Annotated in this window: 12 protein-coding genes, 1 tRNA gene and 2 pseudogenes; 10 read left to right on the top strand and 5 right to left on the bottom strand. The window is 69.6% G+C overall.

Annotated elements, in window-relative coordinates; all coding sequences use genetic code 11:
* Positions 1–23 precede the first annotated feature (23 nt).
* The 4 genes from MKL09_RS26540 to MKL09_RS32405 all read left to right on the top strand — a co-directional run bounded on the left by MKL09_RS26540 (position 24) and on the right by MKL09_RS32405 (position 4,357).
* Positions 24–1,694 carry a thiamine pyrophosphate-binding protein gene (locus MKL09_RS26540; RefSeq protein ID WP_244025003.1) on the top strand — a complete coding sequence of 557 codons (1,671 nt, stop codon included), beginning with the start codon at positions 24–26 and terminating at the stop codon, positions 1,692–1,694.
* A gap of 57 nt (positions 1,695–1,751) precedes the next feature.
* Positions 1,752–3,329 (top strand): aldehyde dehydrogenase (NADP(+)), encoded by a 1,578-nt coding sequence (locus tag MKL09_RS26545; RefSeq protein ID WP_244025004.1) that lies wholly within the window; start codon positions 1,752–1,754, stop codon positions 3,327–3,329.
* Between the two features lie 128 nt (positions 3,330–3,457).
* Positions 3,458–3,532: transfer RNA gene (locus MKL09_RS26550), tRNA-Gln, on the top strand.
* 510 nt (positions 3,533–4,042) lie between these two features.
* Positions 4,043–4,357: a transposase family protein gene (locus tag MKL09_RS32405; RefSeq protein WP_409566991.1), complete on the top strand. Its 315-nt coding sequence runs from the start codon at positions 4,043–4,045 to the stop codon at positions 4,355–4,357.
* A gap of 129 nt (positions 4,358–4,486) precedes the next feature.
* On the opposite strand, the gene MKL09_RS32410 is transcribed toward MKL09_RS32405, so the two are convergent.
* Complete coding sequence (locus MKL09_RS32410; RefSeq protein WP_409566992.1) at positions 4,487–4,636, bottom strand: hypothetical protein; 150 nt, start codon at positions 4,634–4,636, stop codon at positions 4,487–4,489.
* A 280-nt stretch (positions 4,637–4,916) separates the two neighbouring features.
* Between MKL09_RS32410 and MKL09_RS32415 the strand changes: the two genes are divergently transcribed.
* The 4 genes and pseudogenes from MKL09_RS32415 (at position 4,917) to MKL09_RS26565 (ending at position 6,744) form a co-directional block, all read left to right on the top strand.
* Positions 4,917–5,084: a hypothetical protein gene (locus MKL09_RS32415; protein WP_409566993.1), complete on the top strand. Its 168-nt coding sequence runs from the start codon at positions 4,917–4,919 to the stop codon at positions 5,082–5,084.
* Positions 5,063–5,335 (top strand): annotated as a pseudogene (locus MKL09_RS32420) (hypothetical protein); the annotation flags it as partial. The gene MKL09_RS32415 and the pseudogene MKL09_RS32420, both read left to right, overlap by 22 nt.
* On the top strand, positions 5,319–5,813 hold the full coding sequence (tsaA, locus tag MKL09_RS26560; protein WP_244025005.1) for a tRNA (N6-threonylcarbamoyladenosine(37)-N6)-methyltransferase TrmO: 495 nt from the start codon (positions 5,319–5,321) through the stop codon (positions 5,811–5,813). The pseudogene MKL09_RS32420 and the gene tsaA, both read left to right, overlap by 17 nt.
* 202 nt (positions 5,814–6,015) lie before the next feature.
* On the top strand, positions 6,016–6,744 hold the full coding sequence (locus tag MKL09_RS26565) for a substrate-binding domain-containing protein (RefSeq protein WP_244025006.1): 729 nt from the start codon (positions 6,016–6,018) through the stop codon (positions 6,742–6,744).
* Between the two features lie 24 nt (positions 6,745–6,768).
* Here the strand turns inward: MKL09_RS26565 and MKL09_RS26570 are convergent, their stop codons facing one another.
* Genes MKL09_RS26570 through MKL09_RS26585 form a run of 4 tightly spaced genes read right to left on the bottom strand, consistent with a single transcriptional unit; the run spans position 6,769 to position 9,412 of the window.
* The gene (locus MKL09_RS26570) at positions 6,769–7,278 is read right to left on the bottom strand and encodes a hypothetical protein (protein WP_244025007.1); all 510 of its coding nucleotides are present in this window, start codon (positions 7,276–7,278) and stop codon (positions 6,769–6,771) included.
* A 2-nt stretch (positions 7,279–7,280) separates the two neighbouring features.
* The gene (locus MKL09_RS26575; protein WP_244025008.1) at positions 7,281–7,490 is read right to left on the bottom strand and encodes a molybdopterin-binding protein; all 210 of its coding nucleotides are present in this window, start codon (positions 7,488–7,490) and stop codon (positions 7,281–7,283) included.
* A gap of 36 nt (positions 7,491–7,526) precedes the next feature.
* The gene (gene modA, locus MKL09_RS26580) at positions 7,527–8,306 is read right to left on the bottom strand and encodes a molybdate ABC transporter substrate-binding protein (RefSeq protein WP_244025009.1); all 780 of its coding nucleotides are present in this window, start codon (positions 8,304–8,306) and stop codon (positions 7,527–7,529) included.
* Positions 8,307–8,356: 50 nt separating this feature from the next.
* Positions 8,357–9,412 carry an NAD(P)-dependent alcohol dehydrogenase gene (locus MKL09_RS26585; RefSeq protein WP_244025010.1) on the bottom strand — a complete coding sequence of 352 codons (1,056 nt, stop codon included), beginning with the start codon at positions 9,410–9,412 and terminating at the stop codon, positions 8,357–8,359.
* A 169-nt stretch (positions 9,413–9,581) separates the two neighbouring features.
* Between MKL09_RS26585 and MKL09_RS26590 the strand changes: the two genes are divergently transcribed.
* Entirely contained in the window at positions 9,582–9,965 is a 384-nt protein-coding gene (locus tag MKL09_RS26590) for a winged helix-turn-helix domain-containing protein (protein ID WP_244025011.1), read from the top strand.
* A gap of 64 nt (positions 9,966–10,029) precedes the next feature.
* Positions 10,030–10,750: pseudogene (locus MKL09_RS26595) on the top strand (hypothetical protein); the annotation flags it as partial.

The raw sequence follows: 10,750 nt of genomic DNA on the forward strand, positions 1-10,750 counted from the left end.
CGTCATCGCCAGGGAGAAACGGCTTGAGCGGATTGCCCCCACGCACCGGCGCACAGGTGCTCGTCGATCAGCTGCTCGTCCAGGGCGTCGAGCGCGTCACCTGCGTCCCCGGCGAGAGCTACCTCGCGGTCCTCGACGCCCTGCGCGACAGCGGCATCGACGTGCTCGTGTGCCGGCAGGAGGGCGGCGCCGCGATCATGGCGGAGGCCGCCGGCAAGCTCACCGGCCGCCCCGGCATCTGCTTCGTCACCCGCGGCCCCGGGGCCACCAACGCCTCGGCGGGGGTCCATATCGCGCGCCAGGATTCGACGCCGATGATCCTGTTCGTCGGGCAGATCGCCCGGGCGATGCGCGACCGGGAGGCATTCCAGGAGGTCGATTACCGGCAGATGTTCGGCGGCCTGGCCAAGTGGGCGGTGGAGATCGACGACGCGGCCCGCATCCCGGAGATCCTCGCGCGGGCTTTCCGGGTCGCGCTCCAGGGCCGGCCCGGGCCGGTGGTGATCGCCCTGCCGGAGGACATGCTCGACGATGTCGCGGCGGTGGCCGACGCGCCCCGGGTTGTCCCGGCCGAGCCGGCCCCGTCGCCGGCGGATACGGAGCGGCTGCGCGCCCTGCTGGCTGAGGCGCGACGGCCGGTGCTGCTGCTCGGCGGCGCGCGCTGGACGGAATCCGCCCGCACCGCCCTGGCCGCCTGGGCCGAGCGCCACGACGTGCCGGTGGCGGTCTCGTTCCGGCGCGCCAACCTGTTCTCCGCCGACCATCCGAATTTCGCCGGCGAGCTCGGGATCGGGCCGAACCCGGCGCTCCTGGCGCGGCTCAAGGAGTCCGACCTGCTGCTGATGATCGGCGGGCGCCTGTCCGAGATGCCGGCGCAATCCTACGGGCTGCTCGGCATCCCCGATCCCGGCCTGCCGCTGGTCCATGTCCATCCCGATCCGGAAGAACTCGGCCGGGTCTACCAGCCGGCGCTGGCGATCCAGGCGACCCCTGAAGCGTTCTGCGCCGCCCTGCCGACTTACGACGCGCCGCGGGCCGGCCGCGCCGCCGAGGCCCACGCTTCCTACCTCGCCTGGTCGGAGACGCCGGAGCCGAAGCCCGGCGCGTTCCAGTACGGCCAGGCGATCACCTGGCTGCGCGAGCGGCTGCCGCGGGACGCGGTGATCTGCAACGGCGCCGGCAACTTCGCCACCTGGATCCACCGCTACTACCGGTTCCGCGCCTTCGGGACGCAGCTCGCCCCGACTTCGGGCTCCATGGGCTACGGGCTGCCGGCGGCCGTGATGGCCAAGCGCAGCCTGCCCGAGCGGATCGTCGTGGCGCTCGCGGGCGACGGCGACGTGATGATGACCGTGCAGGAATTCGCCACCGCCGTGCAATACGGCATCGCCATCGTGGTCGTCGTCCTGGACAACGGCATGTACGGCACGATCCGGATGCACCAGGAGCGCGAGTATCCCGGGCGCGTCTCGGCCACCGCGCTGCGCAATCCCGATTTCGCCGCCCTGGCCCGCTCCTGCGGCGGCCACGGCGAGCGCGTCGAGCGCACCGAGGAGTTCGCCCCCGCCTTCGAGCGCAGCCTCGCCGCCGGGATTCCGGCGATGATCCACTGCCTCGTCGATCCGGAGGCCCTGACACCGACTATGACCCTCGCGGCGATCCGCGCGAAGGCCCTGGCGGCCCGAGAGGGCTGACAGCCCTCAACACCGACCCGGTGCAAAGAATCCGCACCTTTCGAACAGGAGTCGACGATGACCGTGCGTGGCGAAAACCTGATCGGCGCTCAGGCCCAGCGAGGCACGCAGGACGCGTTCCGGGGCATCGAGGCGGCCACCGGCCAGCCTCTGGAGCCCGACTTCCCCGGCGCCAGCCTCCAGGACCTCAACCGGGCCTGCGCCCTGGCGGATGCCGCCTTCGACACCTACCGCGAGACCGACCCGGAGGCCCGGGCGGCCTTCCTGGAAACGATCGCGGCCAACATCCTCGATCTCGGCGACGACCTCGTCACCCGCTGCATGCAGGAGACCGGATTGCCCCGGCCGCGGATCGAGGGCGAGCGCGGCCGCACCGTCGGCCAGCTGCGCCTGTTCGCCGGCGTGGTGCGCGAGGGCAGCGCCTTCGAGATCCGCATCGACCCGGCCCTGCCGGACCGCAAGCCGCTGCCCCGGCCGGACCTGCGCCTGCGCAACGTCGCGCTGGGCCCAGTGGCGGTGTTCGGCGCCAGCAACTTCCCGCTGGCCTTCTCGGTGGCCGGCGGCGACACCGCCTCGGCGCTGGCGGCCGGCTGCCCGGTGATCGTGAAGGCGCACCCGGCCCATCCCGGCACCTCCGAGCTGGTCGGCCGGGCGATCCAGAAGGCGGTCGCCGCGTCCGGCCTGCCGGAGGGGGTGTTCTCGCTGCTGTTCGATGCCGGCCAGTCGATCGGGCAGGGGCTGGTGGCCGATCCCCGCATCGCCGCGGTCGGCTTCACCGGATCGCGCCGGGGCGGCACCGCCCTGGTCGAGATCGCGGCCAAGCGCCCCCGCCCGATCCCGGTCTATGCCGAGATGAGCAGCATCAATCCGGTCCTGCTGTTCCCGGGCGCCTTGGCGGCCCGGGGCGAGGCGATCGGCCGGGCCTTCGCGACCTCGTTGACGCTGGGCGCCGGCCAGTTCTGCACCAATCCCGGCCTGATCCTGGCGGTGCCCGGACCCGGCCTCGACGCCTTCCTGGCCTCGGCCACCGCCGCCCTGCGGGAGAGCCCGGCCGCGACCATGCTGACCCCCGGCATCCACCGGGCCTATGGCGAGGGCGTCGCGCGACTCGCCGGCCACGCCGCGGTCACGCGCCTCGCCGAGGGGCCGGAAGGCTCGGCCACCCAGGGCCGGGCGGCCCTGTTCGCCACCGATTCGGACGCCTTCCTGTCGGAGCCGGAGCTGCAGGAGGAGATGTTCGGTGCCGCGGCCCTGGTGGTGCGCTGCCCCGACCTCGCGGCGATCCGCAAGGTGCTGGAGCATCTCGAAGGCCAGCTCACCGCGTCCCTGCACATCACGCCCGAGGACCACGCGGCCGTGCGGGCGCTGCTGCCGCTGCTGGAGCGCCGGGTCGGCCGCATCCTGGTCGACGGCTTCGGCACCGGGGTCGAGGTGGCCCACGCCATGGTCCATGGCGGCCCGTACCCGGCGACCTCGGACGGCCGCACGACTTCGGTCGGCAGCCTCGCGATCGACCGGTTCCTGCGCCCGGTGAGCTACCAAGACCTCCCCGACGCCCTGCTGCCCGCCGCGCTCAAGGCCGACAACCCCCTCGGCCTGCCGCGCCGGATCGACGGCCTTCTCGAGCGCCGCTGACGCGACCAAGCGCGGGGACGGGCGCACGCCGCGTGTCCCCGCGCGCCACCATCACGAACGGTGCCGTTTGCGCCCGATCGAGCGCTTGCAACGCCGGGACTCCCCGTCTAGACAGCCCCGGCCCATGGTGGGGCGTCGCCAAGTGGTAAGGCAGCGGTTTTTGGTACCGCCATTCCCAGGTTCGAATCCTGGCGCCCCAGCCAAGCTTCCGCTAAGTCGTTGATCTGATTGCAATCGGCTCACAGCCGCGCCCGCGGCACGGCCGATTGTACGCAGCGTTGTTGCACGCGCTTGCCCACAGGGGCAGGCCGTTGACACTGTGTTCCAACGCTTACCGGCGCGGGGCGGTATATTGGTGGCGAAGGCGAATCCGTTGCGATGACCGGACACGACCGCTTGGTGCCTCCGTTAGAGGGACTTCCACCACGGTCGCTTTGAGCCTGGGCACCAGGGGCCCAGCCAGTGCGCGCGCACTCGGCTGGGGGCTCAACGCGGAAAGCCTCCGCGTTCGGGATGATCCGGCCATGCGCACAGGCACGCAGATTCGCGACCACCTCCGGGCTTTTGTCGACCGGGAACGAAGCGCGCGCTTCGCGCGCCTGCAGCGCGACTGGGATTGCCCCGTTTCTGTGGCTCTTGCTCACTTTGCGTGGACGGCGGCGGATTGACTCGGGCCGGTGATCACCTGGACGGCCCTGCCCACCGAGGGAGGCATGCACATTCCCTTCGCCATCCCCGGGTGCCGCATCGAGCGCGTCGTCGAGCAGGATCCGGACCGCCTCGTCGTCCCGATGCGGCGGCGCGGAGCGAGCGGGCGGTGTCCTGATTGCGGCGGTACCGGCCGGTCCGTCCACAGCCGCTATCACCGCCATCCCGCCGATTTGCCGCTGTCGGCATCGCGGACGGTGCTGCGCATCGAGGTTCGACGGTTCTCCTGCTTCAACCCGTCCTGCCACCGGCGCACCTTCGCCGAATCGCCGTCTGAACTCCTCAGCCGTCGCGCTCGACGCACGCGGCGACTGGCCTAAGCGCAGGGGCGGATCGGCATCGCCTGCGGCGGCGCGGGCGGCGCGCGTTTGCTGCAGCACCTGAGAATGCCGGCGAACCGCGCAACCGTGCTGCAGCTTATCAGGGCCATGCCGATGGCCGACGCACCGTCACCCGTCCACATCGGCGTCGACGATGGGGCGATGAGGAAAGGCTGCCGCGACAGTACGATCGTAGTGGACCTGGACTGCCATCGCGTGATCGACCTCCTCCCGCACCGCGACCACGCCGGCCGGCTGGCTCGAACGGAGGCCGGACATCTGGGTCGTCGCCCGAGACCGCGCGACCGAATATGCCCAAGGCGTCGGCCTCGGCGCGTCCCGGGCGCTGCGGGTCGCTGATCGATGGCACCTCCTCGCCAACATACGTCAGGCCGTCGAACGATGGCTCCATAGCGCGCATGCTCGGCTCCGGCGCTTGCCGCCCGCGCCCGGATCGACAGATCTTCCGCCTCGGCGCGATCACGCCTTTCCACGCAGCACGCCGGAGCTTGACGCGGGAGCGGAGAGCCGGACGCGATGGCGGGCCCTCTACGACGAAGTGCGGCATCGGCATGCGGGCGGCGAGACGCTGCTCGGGATCGCCCGCGCGATGGGGCTGGCCCGCGCCACCGTGCGAAACTACGCCGCCGCCGACACCTTCCCCGCTTGGCTGCCCCATGACGCCGGCCCGAGCCTGCTCGATGTGCCACCTTTGCTTCGGGATTGAACGGTGACGCTGCCGTGGTCAGGGCACCCCTGACCGAGCCCTGGAGCAGTGGCCAGACCGAAGGCCGGATCAACCGGCTCAAGCTGATCAAGCGTCAAAGCTACGGGCGGGCGGGTCTCGATCTCCTCCAACGCCGTATGGTCCTCGCCACCGGATCCACGCAAAGTGAGCAAGAGCCAGGGCACGGCGCTAGCCCGGTAGCGTGGGTCGGGCATTCATGGGAGAAAGCCTGCCATGGTGCGCCTCAATGAAATTAGAGCCGGCGAAGTCGCGGTCGCTGCGCCCGAGGCCGATGATGCTGGATTGGTCTACATCGGCCGTATTCACACACCCTGGACCGATCGTCTCGCTTGCCCACGCCAAGGTCGGCCGGACGGTCCGTCCTGCCGCATCGAGTTGTTCGAGCCTTGGGTCGCAGCGCTCGACGGACTGGCGGCCTTCGCTAGAATCGAGGTGCTGTACTGGCTCGATGCGTCCCGACGTGACCTCGTGCGCCAGAGCCCGGCCAACGATGGCACGACGCGGGGCACTTTCGCGTTGCGCTCGCCGGTGCGACCGAACCCGATCGGCACCTCGATCGCCACACTTGTCATAATCGAGGGCAACATCCTGACGGTGCGCGGCCTCGACTGCCTCGACGGGACGCCGCTCCTCGACCTCAAGCCTGACCGGACCCTGTTCACGCCGATCGCCCCGCCGCAGCCGGGTGATTTTGAAACTGAGGGCTGATCAAGCGGTCGCGCGCTCGGCTTCATTGCGGGGATGACGTGGGTCTTATCGCGGCTATATCCGGTCGGATATAACGATGCTGCGTTCTCCGGAGCCGCTGTTGTCCCTCATGCGCTTTTCTCGTTTTACCCACTCCCTCCGTCGCGCCGCACTCCTCGGCGCCCTCGCTCTGGCGCCCGTGTCCGTTGCACGAGCGGAACCGGTGCGGATTTACGCCGCCGGCAGTCTCGTGGCTGCGCTCAAGGACGTGATCGCCGCCGCCGGCCTACCCGCCGAGGCGGTGGCCGCCCCGACGTTCGGACCTGCGGGGCTGCTGCGCCAACGCCTCGAAGGCGGTGAGACGGCGGATCTCTACCTCTCAGCCGATCTCGCTGGACCGCGCCGTCTTGCGGAGGCCGGCAAGGCTAAAGCTGTCGTGCCGTTTGCCCGCAATAAGCTGTGCGTCCTCGCCCGTGCCGACCTTGGCTTGTCCCCCGATAGCCTCCTCGACCGCCTGCTCACGCCCGAACTGCGGCTCGCGACCTCGACGCCTGGCGCCGATCCAGGCGGCGACTACGCTCAAGCCGTGTTCGACCGGGCCGAGGCCGTCCATCCCGGCGCCAAGGCGGCGCTGGACAAGAAGGCGCTGAAGCTACTCGGTTCACCGAACACGATGGTGCCGATGGCCGGGCGCAGCCCCAGCGCGACGGTGTTTCTGGGCAATAACGCCGACGCCCTGCTGTACTACTGCAGCGGCCAGGGTGGCACGATGAAGGAGGCTCCAGGCCTGAGCCTGGTCCAGCTGCCGTCGAACCTGTCGGTGCCGGCGACCTACGGCATGGCGCTGCTGACCGACAATCCGGACGCGATGCGGCTTGCGCTATTTCTCGTCTCCGAGAAGGGACAGGCGATCCTCGCCCGCCACGAACTCGGGCCGATCAGCGAGCCGTGACGGGGTCACAGCCCGACCGCATGGCTACTCGGCTTTGAGGACGCCGAGTTTGAGTTGCGCGCTCAGAGCGCGGCTGATCTCGATCGTCACCGGGCCGGCATCGAGGGCGAAACGCACGCTCTTGCGCACGCCCGGGCAGCCTGTCTTGCCGCTGTGGGCCGCAGGCTGCAGGGTCGCGCGGCCATCCTGGCTGACATCGATCCAGGCCTCGTCCGAGAGCGTCACCTGATAGGTGCCCGCGGCCGGCACCGTGACGGTCACGAAGCCCGCGTAGGTATCAGCTTTCATCGGCCTCTCGGACGGGACCGGCAAAGCGGCCTCCGCGGCCGGCTTCAGCGTCAACTGCGCCGCGCCAGCATCCGTCGGCAGAGCCGAACCGGACGCCAGCGCAAGCAGGTTCGGCGCCGCGAAGGCGGCACGTTCCCGCGCCACCGACCACGCGAAGCTCGCGCAGGCCGGCGCTTCCTCTGCCGTGGTGGCATGGACCGAGATGGCTACCAGTCCGGCAGCGAGGATAGCGCGGGGGATGATCATTGTCAGTCGACCGCGATCATGACGTCGGAGGCCTTCACCACCGCGTAGGCCTGGCCACCGACGACGAGCTTGAGGCTGTCGACCGCCTCGTTGGTGATGGAAGCCGTGACCACTTGGCCGGGGGTGATCTCGATCTTGACGTGCGCCGTGGTGGCACCCTTGTCGATCGAGCTCACCGTGCCCTTGATGATGTTGCGTGCGCTGATCTTCACGACGTTCGCTTTCCTGCCTGGCCGTCTAGAGGCCGCCTATTGTTTGCCGCCGTCGAGGACGCTGAAGCCCTGGGCCTCGAAGAACGGCTTGGCCGCCGCGCTCCGGAGGTAGTCCAGAAAGCGCCGCGCCGCCTCGCCCTTCGCGTCCGCGGTGACGGCGAACGGATACACCACCGGCGGGTGGCTGTCCGCAGGGAACACGCCCACGACCTTCACGCCGGGATCCGATCGGGCATCGCTCTCGTAGACGACACCGAGCGGGGCCTCGCCGCGCGAGACCAGCAACAGGGCGGCCCGCACATTGTCGCTCGGTGCCAGGCGGGGCTGGACGGCACTCCAGAGGCCGAGCTTCTCGAAGGCGACCTTGGCATACTTGCCGATCGGCACCGAATTGACCTCGCCGGTGGCCAGCCGACCGTCCGGGCCCAACGCCTTCGCGAACGCTTCCGGGGTGAAGGCGACGGCGCTCTCCCTGGTGTCGCTCGGCGCGATCAGGACGAGGCGGTTGCCGAGCAGGTTCACGCGTGTGTCCGGGCGGATGAGGTTCTTCTTGGCGAGGTAGTCCATCCATTCGAGGTCGGCCGAGGCGAACAGGTCCGCGGGCGCCCCGCTCTCGATTTGCCGAGCGAGCGCCGAGGATGCGGCGTAGCTCGCCTTGAGTTCGATCCCAGTCTGGGTGGTGAAGGCCTTCCCCGCATTGTCCAGGGCGTTCTTCAGGCTGGCCGCGGCGAAGACCGTCGCGGTATCTGCTGCCTGCGCCGCACCGACAGCGAGGAGCAAGGCGGCGGCGAGGCCGGAGCGGATCAGGCTGCGCATACGGAGAGGGTCCTTGAGGGGCTGCGGCGGAGGTACGGTGGCGTGCGGATTCAGGCCGCCTTCGGAAGGGACGCCATGTCGATCACGAAGCGATATTTCACGTCGCTCTTGAGCATGCGGGCATAGGCGGTCTCGATCTGGTCGATCGGGATCATCTCGATGTCCGAGGTGATGCCGTGCTCGGCGCAGAAATCGAGCATCTCCTGGGTTTCGGCGATGCCGCCGATCAGGGACCCGGCGAAGTTGCGCCGCCGCCAGATCACGCTGAACACCTGCATCGGCAGCGGCTTCTCGGGCGCCCCGACCTGGACCAGCGTCGCGTCCCGCTTGAGCAGGGCAAGGTAGGCGTTGATGTCGTGCTCGGCCGCGACCGTGTCGAGGATGAAATCGAAGCTCTCGCCCTGGGCGGCCATGGCGTCGGCATCCTTGGAGATCACCACCGCGTCGGCCCCGAGCCGTTTGGCGTCGGCCTCCTTCCCCGGTGAGGTCGTGAACAGCGTTACCTGCGCACCCATGGCATGGGCGAGCTTCAGGCCCATGTGCCCGAGCCCACCGAGACCCACGATGCCGACCTTCTGACCCGGGCCGACCTTCCAGTGGCGCAGCGGCGAGTAGGTCGTGATGCCGGCACAGAGCAGCGGGGCGACGCCCGCGAGATCGAGATTCTCCGGGATGCGCAGGACGAAGTGGCTGTCGACGACGATGTGGCTCGAATAGCCCCCGAAGGTATGGCCGCCGGTCTGCGGCTCCGGGCCGTTGTAGGTGCCGGTGAAGCCGGGCTCGCAATACTGTTCTAGACCCTCGCGACAGCTCGCGCATTCGCGGCAGGAGGCGACCATGCAGCCGACGCCCGCCAGATCTCCGGGCTTGAAGGTCGTGACCTCGGCCCCAACCCGGGCGACACGGCCGACGATCTCGTGGCCGGGCACGCACGGGTAGAGCGTCCCGCCCCACTCGTCGCGCACCGTGTGCAGGTCCGAGTGGCAGACGCCGCAATAGACGATCGCGATCTCGATGTCGGATGGGCCGGGATCGCGGCGCTCGAAGCTGAACGGCGCGAGCGGCGTCTCGGCAGTCTGGGCAGCGTAGCCGGTGCACTGGAACATCGTCTTGACCTGGTCGCACGAGGAGCGTGTGGGTGGCGGCCGGGTGAGCCTCCATGCCATCGCTTGGCTATATACAAACCGATACAGCGTCGGGAAGGGGTTCGATCCGGAGCAGCACGATCGCGCTCAGCGCGCGTTGTGACGAAGCGACAGTGTCTGAGAAGGTCCGATGGCAAGCCTGAGCATCCGTATCGACGTCGGACCCGGCAACCGCATCGGTCCGGGCAAGGTGCAGCTCTTGGAGATGATCGCCGAGCACGGCTCGATATCCGCGGCCGGGCGGGCGCTCGGCATGTCCTATCGCCGGGCGTGGATGCTGATCGAGGCGATGAACAGCGGCTTCGGACAGCCGGTGGTCGAGGCGCAGATCGGCGGCAAGGCCGGGGGCGGTGCGCGCTTGTCGACCCTCGGAGCGGATCTCGTGGCGCATTACCGCGCCATCGAGCGTGCCGCCGACCGTGCAGCCGCGCCGTTCCTCGATCGGATCGTCACCCCTGGGCGGGGTGAGGGTGACGAGCCTCCTGCCGTCCCCCATCCTGCCGCTCCCCACTAGGCAAGCCGGATGTTTTTCGACAGACTGCTATATCTGAACGGATATAGCGCCTGCCGACACGCCGATGCCGCCACACGCCTACCTCGACGGTCCTGCCCTGCGCGCGCTCACGTCGGCCGGTCATCCGCCGTTCGTGCCGCCACCCGACACCGACGCAGCGGACAAACCGCGTGATCGGATCTGGGAGCTCGCCGAAAACCTGCACTGCTCGATCGTCGGCACCTGTCTGACCAATGGCGATGCTCGCGCGATCCTGGCCAAACTCGGCCGGGCTGACGCTCGGACGATCAGCGAGCACCGGCTGCACGGCGAGATCGTCCAGATCGCCGGCCGCAAGGATGGCGGCGGCCGATTGTTGCAGAAGACCCTGGACCGGCGGCACGAGCGAGAGATCGAGCGCTTCGATGAGGCCCGCACGGCCGACGCGGTACGGGCCCTGTGGAAGGCTTCCCTCGAACGCGGCGAGATCCCGGGCGCCTACTGGGCAGCGATCACCCACCCGGCGACCGATTGGCCTCTGGTGCAAGACATATTCGGGGAGGTGCACATGCTCTCGCACCTCGTCGGCCAGTCGAACCGGGCTGACATCCGACGCCTGCGCCAGCTCGAGGAAGAACTGAGCCGACGCGATGAGGCGCTTGCGGCACGCGACGAGCGCATCATGGCGCTGATGCGCGAGCGCGACGATCTCGGGAAGCGCACCCGGGCGATCGAAACCGAGCGCCCCATCCCGGCGACTGTGACCGTCGAGCCGGCGTCCACGCGCGGTCTGGAGGTGCGGCTCG

Origin of the sequence: Methylobacterium sp. J-048 (assembly GCF_022829515.1) — a bacterium.
GTDB lineage: Bacteria > Pseudomonadota > Alphaproteobacteria > Rhizobiales > Beijerinckiaceae > Methylobacterium.

Bases quoted from the DNA above. Each gene is read 5' to 3' on its own strand.
- MKL09_RS26545 (WP_244025004.1), top strand. From the start codon at position 1,752: ATGACCGTGCGTGGCGAAAACCTGATCGGCGCTCAGGCCCAGCGAGGC.
- MKL09_RS32405 (WP_409566991.1), top strand. From the start codon at position 4,043: ATGCACATTCCCTTCGCCATCCCCGGGTGCCGCATCGAGCGCGTCGTC.
- MKL09_RS32410 (WP_409566992.1), bottom strand. From the start codon at position 4,636: ATGTCCGGCCTCCGTTCGAGCCAGCCGGCCGGCGTGGTCGCGGTGCGG.
- tsaA (WP_244025005.1), top strand. From the start codon at position 5,319: ATGGTGCGCCTCAATGAAATTAGAGCCGGCGAAGTCGCGGTCGCTGCG.
- MKL09_RS26570 (WP_244025007.1), bottom strand. From the start codon at position 7,278: ATGATCATCCCCCGCGCTATCCTCGCTGCCGGACTGGTAGCCATCTCG.
- modA (WP_244025009.1), bottom strand. From the start codon at position 8,306: ATGCGCAGCCTGATCCGCTCCGGCCTCGCCGCCGCCTTGCTCCTCGCT.
- MKL09_RS26585 (WP_244025010.1), bottom strand. From the start codon at position 9,412: ATGTTCCAGTGCACCGGCTACGCTGCCCAGACTGCCGAGACGCCGCTC.
- MKL09_RS26590 (WP_244025011.1), top strand. From the start codon at position 9,582: ATGGCAAGCCTGAGCATCCGTATCGACGTCGGACCCGGCAACCGCATC.